General features: G+C 72.8%; 16 protein-coding genes. 12 read left to right on the top strand and 4 right to left on the bottom strand.

What is annotated here, in order from left to right; genetic code table 11:
- The first annotated feature begins 101 nt into the window (after positions 1–101).
- The 3 genes from ABZX90_RS12845 to kynU all read left to right on the top strand — a co-directional run bounded on the left by ABZX90_RS12845 (position 102) and on the right by kynU (position 2,722).
- On the top strand, positions 102–515 hold the full coding sequence (locus tag ABZX90_RS12845) for a DUF3151 domain-containing protein (RefSeq protein WP_266760921.1): 414 nt from the start codon (positions 102–104) through the stop codon (positions 513–515).
- 166 nt (positions 516–681) lie between these two features.
- Positions 682–1,527 carry a tryptophan 2,3-dioxygenase family protein gene (locus ABZX90_RS12840; RefSeq protein ID WP_351129024.1) on the top strand — a complete coding sequence of 282 codons (846 nt, stop codon included), beginning with the start codon at positions 682–684 and terminating at the stop codon, positions 1,525–1,527.
- Complete coding sequence (kynU, locus tag ABZX90_RS12835) at positions 1,520–2,722, top strand: kynureninase (RefSeq protein ID WP_351129026.1); 1,203 nt, start codon at positions 1,520–1,522, stop codon at positions 2,720–2,722. Before ABZX90_RS12840 ends, kynU begins: the two co-directional genes overlap by 8 nt.
- Positions 2,723–2,929: 207 nt before the next feature.
- On the opposite strand, the gene ABZX90_RS12830 is transcribed toward kynU, so the two are convergent.
- A complete protein-coding gene (locus tag ABZX90_RS12830; RefSeq protein WP_355204252.1) occupies positions 2,930–3,607 on the bottom strand; it encodes a TetR/AcrR family transcriptional regulator in 678 nt (225 codons plus the stop codon).
- A 194-nt stretch (positions 3,608–3,801) separates the two neighbouring features.
- Between ABZX90_RS12830 and ABZX90_RS12825 the strand changes: the two genes are divergently transcribed.
- The 8 genes from ABZX90_RS12825 (at position 3,802) to ABZX90_RS12790 (ending at position 13,451) form a co-directional block, all read left to right on the top strand.
- Positions 3,802–5,034 carry an alpha/beta hydrolase fold domain-containing protein gene (locus ABZX90_RS12825; protein ID WP_355204249.1) on the top strand — a complete coding sequence of 411 codons (1,233 nt, stop codon included), beginning with the start codon at positions 3,802–3,804 and terminating at the stop codon, positions 5,032–5,034.
- Positions 5,035–5,245: 211 nt separating this feature from the next.
- A complete protein-coding gene (locus tag ABZX90_RS12820) occupies positions 5,246–6,307 on the top strand; it encodes an alpha/beta hydrolase (RefSeq protein WP_355204246.1) in 1,062 nt (353 codons plus the stop codon).
- Position 6,308: 1 nt separating this feature from the next.
- Positions 6,309–7,514 (top strand): acyltransferase, encoded by a 1,206-nt coding sequence (locus ABZX90_RS12815; protein WP_351129141.1) that lies wholly within the window; start codon positions 6,309–6,311, stop codon positions 7,512–7,514.
- 208 nt (positions 7,515–7,722) lie between these two features.
- Positions 7,723–9,081: a sensor histidine kinase gene (locus tag ABZX90_RS12810; protein ID WP_355204601.1), complete on the top strand. Its 1,359-nt coding sequence runs from the start codon at positions 7,723–7,725 to the stop codon at positions 9,079–9,081.
- Positions 9,078–9,758 carry a response regulator transcription factor gene (locus tag ABZX90_RS12805; protein ID WP_351129036.1) on the top strand — a complete coding sequence of 227 codons (681 nt, stop codon included), beginning with the start codon at positions 9,078–9,080 and terminating at the stop codon, positions 9,756–9,758. The genes ABZX90_RS12810 and ABZX90_RS12805 overlap by 4 nt, the downstream gene beginning before the upstream one ends.
- A gap of 311 nt (positions 9,759–10,069) precedes the next feature.
- Positions 10,070–11,440 (top strand): histidine kinase, encoded by a 1,371-nt coding sequence (locus ABZX90_RS12800; RefSeq protein ID WP_351129039.1) that lies wholly within the window; start codon positions 10,070–10,072, stop codon positions 11,438–11,440.
- On the top strand, positions 11,437–12,120 hold the full coding sequence (locus ABZX90_RS12795) for a response regulator transcription factor (protein ID WP_351129041.1): 684 nt from the start codon (positions 11,437–11,439) through the stop codon (positions 12,118–12,120). The genes ABZX90_RS12800 and ABZX90_RS12795 overlap by 4 nt, the downstream gene beginning before the upstream one ends.
- Before the next feature lie 110 nt (positions 12,121–12,230).
- Complete coding sequence (locus ABZX90_RS12790; RefSeq protein ID WP_355204242.1) at positions 12,231–13,451, top strand: cytochrome P450; 1,221 nt, start codon at positions 12,231–12,233, stop codon at positions 13,449–13,451.
- 73 nt (positions 13,452–13,524) lie between these two features.
- Here the strand turns inward: ABZX90_RS12790 and ABZX90_RS12785 are convergent, their stop codons facing one another.
- Both ABZX90_RS12785 and ABZX90_RS12780 read right to left on the bottom strand, forming a co-directional pair.
- Positions 13,525–15,138 carry an ABC transporter permease gene (locus ABZX90_RS12785; protein ID WP_355204239.1) on the bottom strand — a complete coding sequence of 538 codons (1,614 nt, stop codon included), beginning with the start codon at positions 15,136–15,138 and terminating at the stop codon, positions 13,525–13,527.
- Entirely contained in the window at positions 15,135–16,130 is a 996-nt protein-coding gene (locus tag ABZX90_RS12780) for an ABC transporter ATP-binding protein (RefSeq protein WP_355204236.1), read from the bottom strand. The genes ABZX90_RS12785 and ABZX90_RS12780 overlap by 4 nt, the downstream gene beginning before the upstream one ends.
- A 103-nt stretch (positions 16,131–16,233) precedes the next feature.
- Between ABZX90_RS12780 and ABZX90_RS12775 the strand changes: the two genes are divergently transcribed.
- Entirely contained in the window at positions 16,234–16,731 is a 498-nt protein-coding gene (locus tag ABZX90_RS12775; RefSeq protein WP_351129051.1) for a MarR family transcriptional regulator, read from the top strand.
- Between the two features lie 182 nt (positions 16,732–16,913).
- Here the strand turns inward: ABZX90_RS12775 and ABZX90_RS12770 are convergent, their stop codons facing one another.
- A complete protein-coding gene (locus ABZX90_RS12770; protein WP_355204233.1) occupies positions 16,914–17,777 on the bottom strand; it encodes a diacylglycerol kinase family protein in 864 nt (287 codons plus the stop codon).
- Positions 17,778–17,937 lie beyond the last annotated feature (160 nt).

Raw genomic sequence — 17,937 nt, 5'->3', positions numbered from 1 at the left:
GGCGGTGTCCGGCGGTGTTCGTCGGGCGGGAGGAGCAGGCCGTTCCCCGAGCACCGTGGGCAACCGTTACCGATCACCGGCAATGGAGCAGACTGGAACCCATGACGATTCACGAGAACCTCCTCGGGGGACCGCCCCCGACCCACCTCCCCGACGACCCGGAGCCGCGCGAGCTCCTCGCGAACGGCACGGCCCCCGCCGACGTCGCCGCGAAGTACCCCACCTCCTCGCTCGCCTGGGCGCAGCTCGCCGACGACGCGTTCGAGCGCGGCAGCGTCGTCGAGTCGTACGCGTACGCCCGTACCGGCTACCACCGCGGCCTGGACGCCCTGCGCCGCAGCGGCTGGAAGGGCCACGGCCCGGTGCCCTGGGAGCACGAGCCGAACCGCGGCTTCCTGCGCGCCCTGCACGCCCTCGCCCGCGCCGCGCAGGCGATCGGCGAGCAGGAGGAGTACGAGCGCTGCAGCCAGTTCCTGAAGGACTCCTCGCCGACCGCCGCCCAGACCCTGGGCTAGGGACCGGCCGGTTTCCGGGGGCCGTGATGCGGGTCCGTCTGGTGTGACCAGGCGGACCTTGCGGTTTCGGGGGACGATTGTGGAGGATGCCCGGTGGGGACCGGGGCCCCCGTGTCGGTAACGGCAGGGGCGGACCGCTACCCGGAGCACATTGCAGGAGACAGCGATGTCCCACCAGGCTCAGCCCACGCAGGCTCAGGAGCCCGAGACTCCGCATCTCGACTTCCAGGGCACGACGCCGTACGAGGACTACGTACAGGCGGACGTGCTCACCCACCTCCAGCACACCCTCTCCGACGACCCCGGAGAGATGGTCTTCCTGGTGACGACCCAGGTCATGGAGCTGTGGTTCACGGTCATCGTCCACGAGTGGGAGACGGCGGCCAAGGCCCTGCGCTCGGACGACATCCCCGTCGCGGTGGCCGCGCTGAAGCGGTCCGTACGCGAGCTGGAGGCGCTCAACGCGTCCTGGCGTCCGCTCGGGCAGCTCACCCCCGCGCAGTTCAACTCCTACCGTTCGGCCCTCGGTGAGGGCTCCGGATTCCAGTCCGCGATGTACCGCCGCATGGAGTTCCTGCTCGGCGAGAAGGCCGCGTCCATGCTCGTCCCGCACCGGGGCGCGCCGCGCGTGCACGCCGAACTGGAGAAGGCACTGCACGAGCCGAGCCTGTACGACGAGGTGCTGCGGCTGCTCGCGCGGCGCGGGCACGCGATCCCGGCCGCCGTGCTGGAGCGTGACGTGTCGCGCCGCTACGAGCCCTCGCCCGAGGTGGAGGCCACCTGGGCGGCCCTGTACGCCGGCGACGACAGCGACGAGCTCGCCCGTCTCGGCGAGGCGCTGACCGATGTCGCCGAGCTGGTGTGGCGCTGGCGCAACGACCATCTCGTCGCCACGCGGCGCGCGATGGGCTCGAAGACCGGCACGGGCGGCTCCGCCGGAGTGGCCTGGCTGGAGAAGCGCGCGCAGAAGAACGTGTTCCCCGAGCTGTGGACGGCGAGGTCCCATGTCTGAGGAAGGCGCCGTGTCCGCGCTCGGCGCGCGGGCGGCGGAACTGGACGCCGCCGACGAACTCGCCGGGCTGCGCAAGCAGTTCGTGCTCGACGACGTGGTGTACCTGGACGGGAACTCGCTCGGCGCGCTGCCGACCGGGGTCCCCGGCCGGGTCGAGGACGTCGTACGCCGGCAGTGGGGCGAACTCCGCATCCGCAGCTGGGAGGAGAGCGGCTGGTGGACCGCGCCCGAGCGGATCGGCGACCGGATCGCCCCGCTGGTCGGCGCGGCGGCCGGGCAGATCGTGGTCGGCGACTCGACCAGCGTGAACGTCTTCAAGGCGCTGGTGGGTGCGGTACGGCTGGCGGGCGAGGGGCGGGACGAGATCCTCGTCGACGCGACGACGTTCCCGACGGACGGGTACATCGCGGCGTCGGCGGCCCGTATGACGGGCTGCGAGCTGCGTCCGGTCGATCCGGACGAGGTGCCCTCGGCACTCGGTTCCCGTACGGCGGCGGTGCTGCTCAACCACGTCGACTACCGCACGGGCCGGCGCTACGACCTCCCGTCCCTGACGTCCGCGATCCAAGCGGCGGGCGCGCTCGCCGTGTGGGACCTGTGCCACAGCGCGGGCGCCCTGCCGGTCGGGCTGGACGAGCACGGGGTGGACCTGGCGGTCGGGTGCACCTACAAGTACCTGAACGGCGGCCCGGGCTCGCCCGCGTACCTCTACGTCCGCGCCGGACTCCAGGACCGTTTCGACTCCCCGCTCCCCGGCTGGAACTCGCACGCCGAGCCCTTCGGTATGAGCCAGTCGTACGAACCCGCGCCGGGCGCGCTGCGCGGGCGGGTCGGCACGCCGGACATTCTCTCGATGCTGGCCCTGGAAGCCGCGCTGGAGGTGTGGGACGGCGTCTCGATCGACGCCGTCCGCGCCAAGTCGCTCGCGCTGACCGACTTCTTCCTGGAGTGCGTCTCCGCGTACGTCCCCGACGGGCGGGTCGAGTCCGTGACTCCCGCCGCCCACGCGGAACGGGGCAGCCAGGTGGCCCTGCGCTGCGCGGACGCGGGTGCCGTGATGAAGCGCCTGATCGACCAGGGCGTCGTCGGCGACTTCCGCCACCCGGACATCCTCCGCTTCGGCTTCACCCCGCTGTACGTCGGCTTCGCGGAAACGGAACGAGCGGCAAGGGTCCTGGCGGAGACCCTGGGCTAGCAAGTATCAGCCCCTCCGGCAAGTGTCAGCCCCTCCGGCGTTTGAGGAGCGGGGTCTGGGGCGGAGCCCCAGGGACGGGAAGGGCAGGGGCGGAGGGGGCGAAATCCCCTCCGGCCCGGCCCCGACCGGGGGTTCCCTGGTGCCCTGGTCCGGCCAGGCGCGGGCTCCGGCCTCGGCCTCGGCCCCGTGACCAGGACCCGCCGGGGCTCAACCGGCGACGACGAACACCCCCGCCGCCGCCGCGGCAACCGCGGCCTCGGCCGCCCGATCCGCATCGGCGGCACCAGGCGCCACGCCAGTGGTGAGCAGCCCGTAGTACAACGGCGCCGAAACCGCCCGTACCATCCCCACCGCATCCGTCCCCACCGGCAACTCCCCCCGGGCAACCCCCTGTTCCACGCAGGGCGCCCACTCGGCGACCCGCACCTCGTAGAACCTCCGCAACGCCTCGGCCGTACGCGCGTCGCACGCCCCCGCGGCGATCACCGCCCGGAACAGGGCGCCCTGCCGAGGATCGGCGAGCGTCCGCCGTACCAGATCGGCGTTGGCCCGCAGATCCCCGAGCACGCTCCCCGTGTCCACCCGCGGAAGCGACTGCTCGGCCATGTCGCCGAGCAGATCGGCGACCAGCCCCGCGACGGACCCCCAGCGCCGGTACACGGTCGTCTTGCCCACCTCGGCCCGCCGGGCGACATCGGCCAGATCGAGATGCGCGAACCCCTCCTCGGCGAGCACGTCCCCGGCCGCCCGCAGAACGGCCGCACGGACACGCGCGGTACGCCCCCCGGGCCGTACGGTGCCGGGCTCGGCGGGCTCGGCGGGCTCGGGCCGTACGGTGCCGGACTCGGCAGGCTCGGGCCGTACGGTGCCGGACTCGGCGGACATGACGGTCTCCTTCGTCGATCGCGTCCCGGACGGCTGGACGCCACCGCCAGCGTAACGAAACAGCAGAACCGTTTACCCCTCACCGAGCGTGACAACCCGGTGTCGGCGCACGTCACCGGCCTGATACCGTCCCCGCCAACGGCCGAATTCTTCCCTGGTCCGCCAAATCCGTTTCACCGCTGAGAGGTTGGAGCATGCAGGACGACGCCGCATCCCGGGACGGCGCCGACGCCGCGGCACAGCAGGGCGCGGGCGCGCAGCGTGACAGAGCGGCCGAGCGTGAGGCCGCAGCCCGGCGTGAGGCCGCCGCCGAGCGTGACGCCGCCGAGGAGGCGTCCGCCTTCTCGCACCCGGCCGTGGAGCCCGACGTCACCATGGCGTACGGCGACCACCCCGACCAGGTGATCGACTTCTACGCCCCGCGCGAGCCCGACCCGGCGGTCCTCACCCCGCTCGTGGTCGTTCTGCACGGCGGCGCCTGGCGTGCCCCGTACGACCGCCGTCACATCACCCCGTTCGCCGACTTCCTGACCCGCCGCGGTTTCGCCGTGGCGAATGTCGAGTACCGCCGCGGCGAGGCGCCGGCCCCCGCGCCGGAAGGGCCCGCGATCCCCGCGCAGGGCGGCCCCGCGGCCCCTGGACCGAACGTTGCGGCCTCGTCCACGGGCGCCACCGGAGCCGGCGACCGAGGCGACGACGGGGCCCGCGAGGGGAGCGATGCCGGCGATGCCAGCGCCGGAAGCGCCGCAGGTGCCGCAGGTGCCGGAAGTACCGGAAGTACCGGAAGTACCGGAAGTACCGGAAGTGCCGGAAGTACCGGAAGTGCCGGAAGTGCCGGAAGTACCGGAAGTACCGGAGGTCCGGTCGCCGGTCGGTGGCCCGACACCTTCGACGACGTGGCGGCCGCACTCGACGCACTGCCCGCGCTCGTACGCGCGGCGCTCCCGCAGGCCGACCCCCGGCGCATGGTGGTCACCGGCCACTCGGCGGGCGGTCATCTGGCCCTGTGGGTGGCGGCCCGCCACCTCCTGCCCGACGACGCGCCCTGGCACACCGACCGCCCCGCAGCACTGCGCGGCGTCGTCGCCCTCGCCCCGATCGCGGACTTCGAGGTCGCGGAGGAGCTCGACGTCTGCGGCGGGGCGTCCCGCCAACTCCTGGGTGGGGACGCCACGTTCGCCGAACGTCTGCCGTACGCAGACCCGATGCGCCTGCTGCCCACCGGCATCGCCACCACTCTCGTCCAGGGTCGCTCCGACATCGTCGTTCCGCAGGCGGTGGCCGAGTCGTACGCGGACGCGGCCGCCAAGGCGGGCGAGGTGGTCGGTCTGACCCTCCTGGAGGACGTCGGCCACTTCCCGCTGATCGACCCGGCCGCCGACGCCTGTGCCGTGGTGGCGGAGGAGATCGCCCAACTGGCCTGGTAGTCGCCCAATTGGCCTGGCAGTGGGGAGAGTCCTCAAGAGCTCTGGCGATCAGGGGAGTTGACCGCCCGCTCCCGAACCCCGGTCATACCCGTAATACCTGAGAGCTACCTGCCAGGTGAGTTCCCCAGCGGGACGCGGACGACAGATGACGGTCCGTAATTTTCCTTCCAGCGACGCCCGATGAACGGGCGGACGGGGAGGGACGGACACCATGGCATTCCGGTCGAGGCCGACCACCAGAGGGGCAGCGGGTGTTCCCGCGGTCTCGCCGCGGGGCAGGCCGGGCTCACCGGCCGCGGCGACCGGAGTCCCTCGCCGCCGCACCGGAGGCCGGATCGCCCGTCGGCTGCGCCGGACGCTGCTCGCCGCGCTCGTCACGGCCGCCGTCGTCGTCCCCGTGTCCGCCGCCGCCCGCCCGGAGATTCCCGCGCCGGCACCCGCGGTCCTCGCACGGCTCACGGCATCGACATTGGACAAGGCGTACGAGGCGAACCGGGCCAACGCCGCGCGGGCGGCCAGGATGGCCGCGGACCACGGCGACCGCACCCGGGCCGCCGCCGACCGCTCCCTGACCGCCCCCTCCCGCCACTTCCTCTCCTTCGACGGCCGGGGCCCCGGCCGGGCCGTCGAGGTCTTCGGCGACCTCGCGCACGCCGACCGCGTGGCCGTCCTGGTCCCGGGCTCGGACACCACCCTGGAGACGTACGACCGTTTCCGCGCCGGCGCCGTCGCCCTGCACGGCCGACTCGGCCCGCGCGGAGCCGTCCTCGCCTGGCTCGGGTACGAGACGCCGGGCACCGTGAGCACCACGGTCCTGACGACGGACCGCGCGGAGGACGCGGCTCCCCTCCTGCGGGCGTTCCTGCGCCAACTGCGCGGCGTCGTCGGCCGGTCGGCGCACCTGTCCCTGCTGTGCCACTCGTACGGCACGGTGGTCTGCGGCCGCGCGGCCCCGGGGTCGGACGCGAGCGACATCGTCTTCTTCGGCAGCCCCGGCACCGGAGCGTCCTCCGTCGCCGGGCTGCGCACCTCCGCTCGTGTCTGGGCGGGCCGCGGCTCCGCCGACTGGATCGCGCACGTCCCGCACACGAGCGTCGGGCTCCTCGGCACGACCCTCGGCCTCGGCCCCGACCCGGTGTGCCCGTCCTTCGGCGCCCAGGTCTTCCGGGCGGGAAGCGGTGGCCACAGCGACTACTTCAAGCCGGGGTCGGTGTCCCTGGCCAACCTCGCCCGCATCGTCCTCGGCGACACCTCGGAGGTGACCCGTGCGTGACGTGACCGGCACGACCGTCCTGACCGGCGTACGGACCGCGATCCACCGCCTCGACCGGGCCACCCCGGTCGAGCGGGACCGCGCCGTCGACGCCCTGCGCGCCCTCGCGATCCTGGGCGTCGTCCTGGGCCACTGGCTGGTGACGGCGCTCGTCGCGGACGGCGGCGCGCTGCACACGGCGAGCCCGTTGCGGCACATGCCCTGGCTGGCCCCGATCTCCTGGGTCTTCCAGACGCTCGCCGTGTTCTTCCTGGTGGGCGGCCATGTGGCGACGAAGAGCTACGCGTCGGCGCGGGCGCGCGGCACGACCTACGGGCAGTGGCTGCGCACGCGGCTGAGCCGCCTCCTGAGACCGGTGGCGGCGGTGCTGACACTCTGGGCGGTGGCGACGGCCTGCCTGCTCGTGTCCGGCGCGGAACTCCGTACGGTGCACACGCTGGTGAAGCTGGCGCTGTCCCCGCTCTGGTTCCTCGTGGTCTTCGCCGCGCTGACGGCGGCGACGCCGTTGCTGACCCGCGTCAACCCGTTGTGGCCGCTGGCCGTCGTCCTCCATGTGGACGTCATCCGTTTCGGCCTCGGAGGCCCGGCGTGGCTCGGCTGGGTGAACGTCGCGGCCGGCTGGCTGGTGCCGTACACGCTGGGCGCCGCCTGGACGCGCGGTGAGCTGGAGGGGCGGCGCGCGGGCTGGGTGCTGTTCGGCGGCGGAGCGGTGGCGACGGCGGTGCTGGTGGCGTGGGCCGGATATCCGTCGTCCATGGTCGGCGTCCCGGGGACCGCGGTCTCCAACCTGGATCCGCCGACGCTGGCCGCGGTCACCTTCGGCCTGGCCCAGTGCGGACTCGCCCTGCTGCTGCGCGAGCCGCTGCGCCGGGGGATGCGGCACCCCGCGGCCTGGGCCGCGATCGCCTTCGCCAACCTCTCCGCGATGACGATATTCCTCTGGCACCAGACGTCCCTGATGGCGGTCACCGCCCTCGGCCTGCTCGCGGGCCGGCTCCCCGGCCTGCACACCACCCCCGACAACCTGGTCTGGGTGGCCGCGAGAGTCGCCTGGCTGCCCGTCTTCGGCTGCGCCCTCGCCCTGTGCTGGTGCGCCTTCAGCGTCCACGAGCGGGGACCCCGCCGTCCCACCGGCCGCACGTCCCGAATCGTCCGCGTCCACCGCGGTCAGGGCCCGGCCGCACCCGAGGCGGCGCCACGTGCCTAGGCTTGGCGACGTGACCAGCGAGGAGCACCAGCCCCCGAACCGCGGGCCCGCCATGCTCCCTGACGCCCCCTCACGGCTGGCCGAGCCCCCCGCCCCCACCGCCCCATCCACCGGCCGCGTTCCTCATCGCACCCGCATACAAGCACTGGCCTCCCTCTCGGTCACGTCGGTCCTGTCGCTCCTGCGCGAGATCCTGGCCGAGCTCGCGATGCCGACGGCCGCGCCGCTGCCGCCGTTGTCCCGGCCCCGGTGGCTGCGCCGGCTGCCGCATGCCGTGGTGTGCCTGATCGCCCTCGGAGTCGGGCTGGCGGCCATGGACGAGCTGACCAGCAGCTATCGGCTCGGTTTCGCGCTGGGCACGGGGAGCGGCCTCCTGCTGGGTGCGGCGATCGTGCTCGCGCTGTGGCGTCCCGTTCCGGCCTGGTGGCTGTCGCTGGGCACCACTGTGGTGGCCGCCGTAGTAGCCCGCGCGCACAGCGCGTGGGACATTCCGATCCCGGGACCGGACTGGCCGTGGAGCACGTCCGCGATGCTGTCGCAGGCCTTCGTGCTCTTCCTGCTCGCCCTGCGGATGCCCACACGCGTCGCCGTCGGCGCGCTGTCCCTGACGGGTCTGGCCACGTATGTGCTGCAGGGCCTGGCGGGCGGACCGGTGTACCGGGCGAGGGGCATGCTGGGCGGACCGTCGTACAGTCCGACCGGGACGCTGGCGGTGGTCGTCTTCGCCGCCGTCGTCCTTCTCGGAACAGCGCTGCACGGTCGCCGAGAAGCCCGTACCCAACTGGTGCGGCAAGCCTCGCTGACCGAGGCGGAGCGCGCCCGCCGCACGGTCCTGGAGGAGCGCAGCCGCATCGCGCGCGAGCTCCACGACGTGGTCGCGCACCACATGTCGGTGATCTCCATTCAGGCGCAGGTCGCCCCGCACCTGGTCGAGCATCCGACCCAGGAACTGAAGGAGAACCTGGAAGGCATCCGGCAGAACGCCCTGGAGGCGTTGACCGAGCTGCGCCGTGTGCTCGGAGTGCTGCGTTCGGAGAACCCGGAGAGTCCGTACGGCCTCGGCGCGAGTGCGGGTGTGGCGCCGGACGCTCCGCAGCCCACGCTCGACCGTCTCGACGCCCTCGTCGAGAACACGCGCGCCGCGGGACTGCACGTGACCACGGAGGTCACCGGGGAACAGCTTCCCCTGGCGCCGGGCGTGGAGCTGTCGGCGTACCGGATCATCCAGGAGGCGCTGAGCAACGCCCTGCGCCATGCGCCGGGTTCCGCGGTCCGGGTGGAGCTCTGGCACTTCCCGCGCGGCCTCCAGGTGAGGGTCGTCAACTCACGGCCCGAGCGCCCCGCTCCGCCGTCCCCGGGCGCGGGACACGGACTGCTCGGCATGCGGGAGCGCGTCGCGATGCTGGGTGGCACCCTCGTGACCTCGGCGACGTCGTGCGGCGGATTCGCGGTGGCGGCCTTCCTCCCCCGCTCGGGCGCCGCGTCCACCGACGACGCGGCGACCGCCCACGACGCCGCCCGGACCGACGACACCTTCACAGGCATCCCAGGGGAAGAGAGTCCATGACGACCGTGAGCGGCACCATCCGCGTACTGATCGCCGACGACCAGCAGATGGTCCGGCAGGGATTCACCGTGCTGCTCGACACCCACCCCGGCATCGAGGTGGTCGGTCAGGCGGTCGACGGACTGGACGCGATCCTCAAGGTCGCCGAACTCGCCCCGGACGTCGTCCTGATGGACATCCGCATGCCCGAACTCGGCGGCATCGAGGCGACCCGCCGCATCACCACGGACACGCCGCACATCAAGGTCCTGGTGCTCACCACCTTCGACCTCGACGAGTACGTCTACGAAGCGCTCCGCGCCGGCGCCTCCGGTTTCCTCCTCAAGGACGCCTCGGCCGATCAACTCGCGGAGGCGGTCCGCGTGGTCGCGGCGGGTGACGCCCTCCTCGCCCCCGGCATCACCCGCCGTCTCATCGCCGAGTTCTCCCGCCTCGACACCACCCCGCGAGCGCCCCTCAAGCAACGCGTCGGCGACCTCACCGAACGCGAGACCGAGGTCCTGGCCCACATCGCCCAGGGTCTCTCCAATGCCGAGATCGCCCAACGCCTGGTGGTGGCCGAGCAGACCGTGAAAACCCACGTGGGCCGCATCCTCGTCAAACTCGGCCTGCGCGACCGCACCCAGGCAGCGGTCTTCGCCTACGAATCAGGCCTGGTCCGCCCCACGGGCTACTGATCCGCCCCACGGGCTGCTGCCCCACTCCTTGTCACGAGCCCCGTCATCCCTGGGGCCCCGCCCCCAGCCCCCCAGACCCCGCTCCTCAAACGCCGGAGGGGCTGAATCCTCACCCCCCGGTGCGCAGGACCACGCCCGAGCCACGATGCACCCGCCCCCACCCCGACGCGCCCCCACCCGACGCGAGCGACTCGTACGCGAGCGGTCGCCGGTCTCCACCCCGCCGCTACCCGTAGTACCTGAGGGGGACTCGCAAGGACCCTCCTCGCAGGTGACGACCGCACCCCCCACCCGGCCCTACCGTTTTGAACGTGACCGAGACGACCCAGACGCAGACGACACCTCCCCGCCCCGGCGGTGCCGGGGCCAAGCCCCGCAGCCCGGAGTACCGCCTCGCCGCGGACGCCGTGCGCGGCCTGCGGCAGGACATGTTCCACGACGCCTTCGCCTACCGCCCGCTCCCCCGCATGCGCACGGACGGCCCCCTCACCCGCCGCCTCCGGGGGACCCTGCGCGCGTACGCGGCCTGGACCCCGCACGCGGCGGTGGCGGCCGCCGGCCTGCTGGCGATGGCCGCGGCCTACAGCGCCGGCGCTCTACGCGACGGCCTCGGCGGCGGCACGATCGCCCCCCTCCTGTGCGGGCTCCTCGCCCTGCTCCCGGTCCTGGCGACCCTGGTCCGCCCGGTCGGCGCCTTCTGGTTCTCGATGGCGGCGGCCCCGATCGCCGCCATGTTCGGCAGCGCCTGGAGCGACTGGCCGTGGGCGCCCGGCAGTTTCATAGCGCATGTCACGGTGCTGACGGTCGTGGCGCTGCGCTCACGCCCCCGCGTCGCGGCGTGGATGTGGCTGCTGACCGCGGCGTACAGCCTGCTCGCCGAGACCCTGTTCGGCGGCGGCTACTACAGCATCAACACCTTCCCGCTGCTCTTCGTCTCCGCGCTGGCCCTCCTGGTCGTCACGGTCCTGAACATCCGCAGGGAGGCCGAGCAGGAGGTGACCGCTCACCAGTCGGAGACGGCACACGAGCGTTCCCGGCGCACGCTGCTCGAAGAGCGCACGACGATCGCCCGCGAGCTGCACGACGTGGTGGCGCACCACATGTCGGTCGTCGCGATCCAGGCGGAGGCGGCGCCCTACCGGGTGGAGAATCCGCCCCCGGAGCTGGAGCAGGCCTTCGTCACGATCCGGGAGAACGCGGTGGCGGCGCTGACCGAGCTGCGCCGTGTGCTGGGCGTGGTCAGGGCCGAGGACTACGAGGCCCCGGACGCTCCGCAGCCCACCCTCGCCGATCTGGACGCGCTCCTCGCCAATGTGCGGGACGCGGGGCTGACCGTGGAGAAGGCGGTCACCGGTGCGGTGCGCGAGCTTCCGCAGGGCGTCGAGCTGTCGGCGTACCGGATAGTCCAGGAGGCGCTCAGCAACACCCTGCGGCACGCACCGGGCGCGTCGGCCCGCGTCGAGGTCGGTTATGTGCTCGGCGGGCTCGGCCTGCGCATAGTCAACGGTCCCGCGCCGGCGACGACCCTGGAGAAGTCCACGCACGGCGCGGGGCACGGCATCACGGGCATGCGCGAGCGGGTCACGATGCTGGACGGTGAGATGACGACGGGCGTGATGGACGACGGAGGGTACGAGGTGGCGGTGTTCCTGCCGGTGCCGTCGGGGGAGGGGACCGGATGAGCGGCGGCACGGGCCGAGCGATCCGCGTGCTGATCGCCGACGACCAGATGATGGTCCGCGAGGGCTTCTCCGTACTGCTGGGCGCGATGCCGGACATCGAGGTGGTCGGCGAGGCGGTCAACGGCCGGGAGGCGGTCGAGCGCGTACGGGAGCTGGCTCCGGACGTCGTGCTGATGGACATCCGCATGCCGGAGATGAACGGGATCGAGGCGACCCGGGAGATCGTCGCCGCCGACGGCGCCGCGAAGGTGCTGGTGCTGACGACGTTCGATCTCGACGAGTACGTGTACCAGGCGCTGCGGGCGGGGGCGTCCGGATTCCTCCTCAAGGATGCCTCGGCCCGCCAGCTCGCCGACGGCGTGCGGGTGGTGTCGGAGGGGGAGGCGCTGCTCGCCCCCTCGGTCACCAGGCGGCTGATCACGGAGTTCTCCAAGCTCGCGGACGAGCCCCGGCTGTCGGCGACGGCGCATGCGGCGTACGGGGATCTGACCGACCGGGAGACGGAGGTGCTGGTGCTGATCGCGCAAGGGCTGTCGAACGCGGAGATCGCCGGGCGGCTCGTCGTCGCGGAGTCGACGATCAAGACCCATGTGAGCCGCATCCTGGTGAAGCTGGGGCTGCGGGACCGGACGCAGGCGGCGGTGTTCGCGTACGAGGCCCGGCTGGTCACACCGAGGTGACCGCGCTCGACATCGCTCGGCGCGGCGCCGAGGGGAGAGGGAGGGGCTGCGGCGGGCGCCGGTCCGGACGGGCCTGTTCAGCGGGGGGTGGGTCGGGCTAGCGTCCGTTCATGGCAGCTTTGGAGAGTTCGCAGGCTTTCGACCCGTGGGACCCGGCGTTCGTGGCGGACCCGTATCCGGCGTACGAGGAGCTGCGTGCGCGGGGCCGGGTGCACTACTACGAGCCGACGAACCAGTGGCTGGTGCCGCACCACGCGGATGTGTCGGCGCTGCTGCGGGACCGCCGGCTGGGCCGGACGTATCAGCACCGGTTCACGCACGAGGACTTCGGGCGGACGGCGCCGCCGCCGGAGCACGAGCCGTTCCATGTGCTCAACGATCACGGGATGCTGGATCTGGAGCCGCCCGACCACACGCGGATCCGGCGGCTGGTCTCGAAGGCGTTCACACCGCGCACGGTGGAGCGGCTGAAGCCCTATGTGGAGGGGCTGGCGGGTGAGCTGGTCGACCGGCTGGTGGAGGCGGGCGGCGGCGATCTGCTGACCGACGTGGCGGAGCCGCTGCCGGTGTCGGTGATCGCGGAGATGCTGGGTATCCCGGAGTCCGACCGTGCGCCGTTGCGGCCCTGGTCGGCGGACATCTGCGGGATGTACGAGCTGAACCCGTCCGAGGAGGTGGCGCGGAAGGCGGTGCGGGCGTCGGTGGAGTTCACCGAGTACCTGCGCGGGCTGATCGAGGCCCGCCGCAAGGAGCCCGCGGACGATCTGATCTCGGGGCTCATCGCGGCGCACGACGAGGGCGACCGGCTCACCGAGCAGGAGATGATCTCCACGTGCGTGCTGCTGCTGAACGCGGGGCACGAGGCGACGGTCAACTCGACGGTGACCGGCTGGTGGACGCTGTTCCGGCACCCCGCGCAGCTGGCGGCGCTGCGGGCGGACCACACGCTGATCCCCACGGCGGTGGAGGAGCTGATGCGCTACGACACTCCGCTCCAGCTGTTCGAGCGCTGGGTGCTCGACGACATCGAGATCGACGGTACGACGGTCCCGCGGGGCGCGGAGATCGCGATGCTCTTCGGGTCCGCGAACCGTGACGCCGAAGTGTTCGCGGACCCGAAGACATTGGACCTGTCCCGGGCGGAGAACCCGCACATCTCCTTCAGCGCGGGTATCCACTACTGCATCGGAGCTCCGCTGGCCCGGCTCGAACTGGCGGCGTCCATGAGCGCGCTTCTGACCAGGGCCCCCGCTCTCCGGCTCGTCGAGGAGCCGGTCCGCAGGCCGAACTTCGTGATCCGCGGTCTGGAGGGCCTGACCGTCGAGGTCTGACGGACGCCGCCCACGCCCTTGCCCACCCCGTTGCCCACGCCCTTGCCCACCCCCCGCTCGGCGGCGCCGCCTCTCACAGGGTCAGGTCGCGCCGCCGCAGAGCTGTCAGTCCCGCGGCGGTCAGGGCCGCCGCGATCCCGGTGAGGACGAGGACGGGTGTCCAGGCCATGGTGCCGCCCGGCAGCTTCGGGAGGTGGCCGAAGGGGGAGAGGTCCATGACGGCCTGGGGGATGTTCAGGGCGGGGCCGATCCAGCCGAGGAGGAGGGCGAGTCCGGCCGCGGCCCAGGCGCCGGGGGCGAGGCGGGGCGAGAGGCCGTGGAGCAGGACGGCGACGCCGCCCAGGGTCCAGATCGCCGGGACCTGGACCAGGCAGGCACCGAGGACGGCGCCGAGTTCGGAGCCGTAGCCGAGACCGAGGCCGAGTCCGCCGAGCAGCATGATGAGGACCGCGCCGCCGAAGGCGAGGACGAGGTGTCCGCCGGCCCAGCGCAGCCGTCCGACGGCGGCGGCGAGCAGGGGTTCGGCGCGCTGCGAGGTCTCCTCGCCGTGCAGCCGGAGCACGGAGGAGACGATGTAGAGGGCGGCGACCATGCCCAGCATGTTCACCATGGTGGCGAGAAATGCGTCGGTGATCCCGGACTGCCCGCCCATCCGCTCGATGATCTCGCGGGTCTTGGCGTTGTCGCCGACCAGGTCCGCGGCACCCTTCGTGATGCCGCCGAACGCGGCGCCGGCGGCGAGGAAGCCGAGGCTCCAGCCGAGGACCGCGCCGCGTTGCAGCCGCCAGGCCAGTGCTCCGGCCGTGCCGAGGCGGCCGGACGCGGGTCCCGGCCGGGTGGGCAGGAAGCTCATGCCGACGTCGCGCCGCCCGGCGAGGGTGTAGGCGACGGCGCCCTGTACGGCGACCGTCGCGACGAACAGCAGCAGGACCCACCAGCGTTCGTCCGCGAAGGCGCGGAGGTTCTCCAGCCAGCCCACTGGGGAGAGCCAGGTCAGCACCGACGAGCCGTCGTCGGTCGCGGAGTCGCCCGCCGCCCTGAGGACGAACGCGGCGCCGATCAGCCCGCCCGTCAGCCCTTTGGCGAGCCGTGCGCTCTCCGTCAGCTGGGCGACGATGGCCGCCATGGTCGCGAAGACCATCCCGGTCGCGCCGATCGCGAGTCCCAGCGCCAGCGCGCCGGCGCCGCCCTGTCCGGCGAGGCCGCCCGCGACGATCAGCGCGAGGACGCCGTTGGCGACGAACGCGGCGAGCAGCGCGGCGGTCAGCGGGGCCCGCCGCCCGACCATCGCGGCGGAGACTAGTTCCTGGCGTCCGCTCTCCTCCTCGTCCCGGGTGTGCCGTACGACGACGATCAGGCTCATGATGGCGGCGAGGACTCCGGCGTAGGCGCCGATGCGCCAGGCGGTGAGTCCGCCGAGCGAGTCGCTGAACACCGGTCCGTAGGTGGCGCGCAGGGAGCTGTTGGCGAGCATCTGCCGTGCCAGGGAGGCGCGTTCGGCCGGGGTGCTGTAGACGGACTTCAGCGAGGCTGGCAGGGAGAGCACCATCAGGGCGATGACGCCGATCCACAGCGGCATCATCACGCGGTCGCGGCGCAGCGCGAACCTCAGGAGGGTTCCGGTGCCGGCCAGCGGGCGGGAGCCGCCGACGCGTGCGGCGAAGGTGCCGGCGGTCGTGGCGGTCATCGGGCCATCGCCTCGTCGGATCCGTCCGCCCGGACATCCTCCTGGTAGTGCCGCAGGAACAGCTCTTCCAGGGTCGGCGGGGTGGAGGTCAGGGACCGTACGCCGGAGTCGGTCAGCGACCGCAGGACGGCGTTCAGGCTGTCGGCGTCGGCGTGGAGTTCGACCCGGCACCGCACTCCGTCCGGCCGGACCCCGGTGTCCTGTACGTCGAGGTCGTGGACCCCGGGCAGGGACGCAAGTCCGTTCGGGGGCCCGGTGAGTTCGGCGGTGACGCTGGTGCGGGTCAGATGGCGCAGGTCGGCGAGGGAGCCGCTCTCGACGGTCCGGCCCTTGCGGATGATGCTGACGCGGTCGCAGAGTTCCTCGACCTCGCTCAGGATGTGCGAGGACAGCAGAAGGGTGCGGCCCCGGTCGCGCTCCTCCCGGACGCACCGCTGGAAGACCTCTTCCATGAGCGGGTCGAGCCCCGAGGTCGGCTCGTCCAGGATGAGCACGTCGACGTCCGAGGCGAAGGCGGCGACGAGGGCGACCTTCTGGCGGTTGCCTTTCGAGTAGGTGCGCCCCTTCTTGGTGGGGTCGAGCTCGAAGCGCTCGATCAGGTCGGCACGCCGCGCCGGGTCGAGGCCGCCGGTCCGTCCGCCGCCGCTCTGCCCGCCGCGCCGGGCCCGGCCCCCGTTGTGCAGCCGCCCGTAGAGGTCGATGACCTCGCCGCCGGAGAGGTTGCGCCACAGGGTCACGTCGCCGGGGACGTAGGCGACCCGGCGGTGCAGTTCGACCGCGTCCGACCAGGGGTCCATGCCCAGCATCCGGGCGGCGCCCGAGTCGGCGCGCAGCAGGCCCAGCAGCACCCGGATGGTGGTGGACTTCCCGGAGCCGTTGGGACCGAGGAAGCCGTGCACCTCACCGGCCTCGACCTCCAGGTCGAGGCCGTCCAGCGCGTGCGTCTTGCCGAACGACTTGTGCAGTCCGGCGACGCTGATTGCCTTCGTCATGATTCAGAACGTACGCTTCTTTCAGAAATTTGTGAAGTTAAGGAAACATATAAACCCTGGATACACTCGACGGTGATGCGCGAGCAGGGGAGATGATCGACAGATGGCGGAACCGACCACGGCGGAGCGGGATCCGGAAGCGGTCTCGAAGTTCGTCGAGGGCTTCGCGGCGCAGCTCGTCGAGGCCGGGATGCAGCGGATGCCCGCCCGGGTCTTCGCGGCGCTGCTGGCCTCCGACTCCGGTGCCATGACCTCCGCCGAACTCGGCGAGCAGCTCCAGGTCAGCCCCGCTGCCGTCTCCGGCGCGGTGCGCTACCTCGCGCAGCAGCACATGGTCTCGCGCGAGCGCGAACCCGGCTCGCGGCGCGAGCGGTACCGGGTGCACAGCAACCAGTGGTACGAGGCGGTGACCAACCGCGACGCGGTGCTCAAGCGCTGGGAAGTCGCCCTGCGCGCGGGCGTCGACTCCCTCGGTTCCGCGACCCCCGCCGGGCGCCGGCTCTCCGAGACCCTCGCGTTCTTCGAGTTCATCGACGGCGAGATCGCCGCGATGATGGAACGCTGGCGCGCCCACCGCGAGACGCTGTACGGCGACGGATGACGAGCGGGGACCGGCCACCCCGGTCCCGCTTCGTCGGCGGGGGCCGGCCACTCCGGTCCCGCTTCGTCGGCGTGCATCGGCCACTCCGGTTTTGCTGCGTCGGCGTGCACCGGCAATCGGTACCCCGCCCGGTCAGCGGGTGTCGGCGTCTCGCCTGTCGGCGTGGACCGGACCCCGCCCCCTCAGTGGGCTGCCGGCAGGGTCAGGCTCCACGCCGCTTCCCGGAGCGTCCAGGTGCGGGTACGGACCGGTCCGGACACCACGGAGTCCGCTCGGTAGCGGAAGTCGGCGCCGGAGACGGTGACCTTGTGTCCGACCAGTCGCAGGGGCGAGGCCTCGGCCCCGACGGACACCGCGCGGACCTCGATCGCGGCGCCGGTTCCCGATTCCCCGGGTGTCACGGACACGGTCTCCACGGGCTGGTCCAGATCCACCACACACACCCCGTCGACCTCGATCCGCAGCCGGGAGGGTCCCGGGCCGGGCCCGGGGGCGAGCCGGGAGGGCCGGGAGGCGAGGGTCCGCACCAGCGACTGGCAGGTGCGGAGCCAGGGGTGCGCACCGGCCTCCCCGAGCGCCCCCGCGCCCACCGGGGCGGGCGGCCGGGAGGGCAGCGAGGGGATGCGCAGCGCGCCGAGCACCACGCCGTCACTGTCGTCCACGAGCAGGTCCAGCCGTCGCTCGGCCCCGTCGAGGACCGCCCGGGCCGCCGCGACGGCCCCCATCGGGACCCCGAGCGACCGGGACAGCGACAGCACACCGCCCACGGGCACGAGGGACAGCGCGCACGCGGCGAGTTCCCGCCGCCGGTACAGCAGGGACACCGCCCGCAGCAGGGCACCGTCGTCACCGATCACGACCGGTCGGCGCGCACCCCGACGGATCAGCGCGCGGGCGAATTCCTCGGGCCCCTCCGGGAGGCACACTTTGGTCGCCGCACCCGCGCTGAGCACGTCTTTCGCGATCCGTACAGACTCGCCGTCGGTCCGTCGGGCGACCGGGTCGATGACCACCAGAAGCTGGTCGGAAGCCGCCACCTCGGTCATGCCTCGCTTCCTCGGGTAGCATCTTTGTGCAAGAGCCCCTTGCGCTATTGCGCCAGGGGCTTCGTCTATTCCGGGGCATCCGGTCCGACGGTCGCGGCCAAAGGTGGTCGCCGGCGTACGCAGCCGTACCAAAATCCAGCCGCGTACGTCCCCGACCTTG

The sequence above is a fragment of the Streptomyces sp. NPDC002935 genome (genome assembly GCF_040611295.1).
GTDB lineage: Bacteria > Actinomycetota > Actinomycetes > Streptomycetales > Streptomycetaceae > Streptomyces.
This window is presented reverse-complemented; position numbering and strand designations above follow the sequence as displayed.

What these genes read in the sequence shown, in the direction of transcription:
- ABZX90_RS12845 (WP_266760921.1), top strand. Translation starts at nt 102, where the DNA reads ATGACGATTCACGAGAACCTCCTCGGGGGACCGCCCCCGACCCACCTC.
- ABZX90_RS12840 (WP_351129024.1), top strand. Translation starts at nt 682, where the DNA reads ATGTCCCACCAGGCTCAGCCCACGCAGGCTCAGGAGCCCGAGACTCCG.
- kynU (WP_351129026.1), top strand. Translation starts at nt 1,520, where the DNA reads ATGTCTGAGGAAGGCGCCGTGTCCGCGCTCGGCGCGCGGGCGGCGGAA.
- ABZX90_RS12830 (WP_355204252.1), bottom strand. Translation starts at nt 3,607, where the DNA reads ATGTCCGCCGAGTCCGGCACCGTACGGCCCGAGCCTGCCGAGTCCGGC.
- ABZX90_RS12825 (WP_355204249.1), top strand. Translation starts at nt 3,802, where the DNA reads ATGCAGGACGACGCCGCATCCCGGGACGGCGCCGACGCCGCGGCACAG.
- ABZX90_RS12820 (WP_355204246.1), top strand. Translation starts at nt 5,246, where the DNA reads ATGGCATTCCGGTCGAGGCCGACCACCAGAGGGGCAGCGGGTGTTCCC.
- ABZX90_RS12810 (WP_355204601.1), top strand. Translation starts at nt 7,723, where the DNA reads ATGCCGACGGCCGCGCCGCTGCCGCCGTTGTCCCGGCCCCGGTGGCTG.
- ABZX90_RS12805 (WP_351129036.1), top strand. Translation starts at nt 9,078, where the DNA reads ATGACGACCGTGAGCGGCACCATCCGCGTACTGATCGCCGACGACCAG.
- ABZX90_RS12795 (WP_351129041.1), top strand. Translation starts at nt 11,437, where the DNA reads ATGAGCGGCGGCACGGGCCGAGCGATCCGCGTGCTGATCGCCGACGAC.
- ABZX90_RS12790 (WP_355204242.1), top strand. Translation starts at nt 12,231, where the DNA reads ATGGCAGCTTTGGAGAGTTCGCAGGCTTTCGACCCGTGGGACCCGGCG.
- ABZX90_RS12785 (WP_355204239.1), bottom strand. Translation starts at nt 15,138, where the DNA reads ATGACCGCCACGACCGCCGGCACCTTCGCCGCACGCGTCGGCGGCTCC.
- ABZX90_RS12780 (WP_355204236.1), bottom strand. Translation starts at nt 16,130, where the DNA reads ATGACGAAGGCAATCAGCGTCGCCGGACTGCACAAGTCGTTCGGCAAG.
- ABZX90_RS12775 (WP_351129051.1), top strand. Translation starts at nt 16,234, where the DNA reads ATGGCGGAACCGACCACGGCGGAGCGGGATCCGGAAGCGGTCTCGAAG.
- ABZX90_RS12770 (WP_355204233.1), bottom strand. Translation starts at nt 17,777, where the DNA reads ATGACCGAGGTGGCGGCTTCCGACCAGCTTCTGGTGGTCATCGACCCG.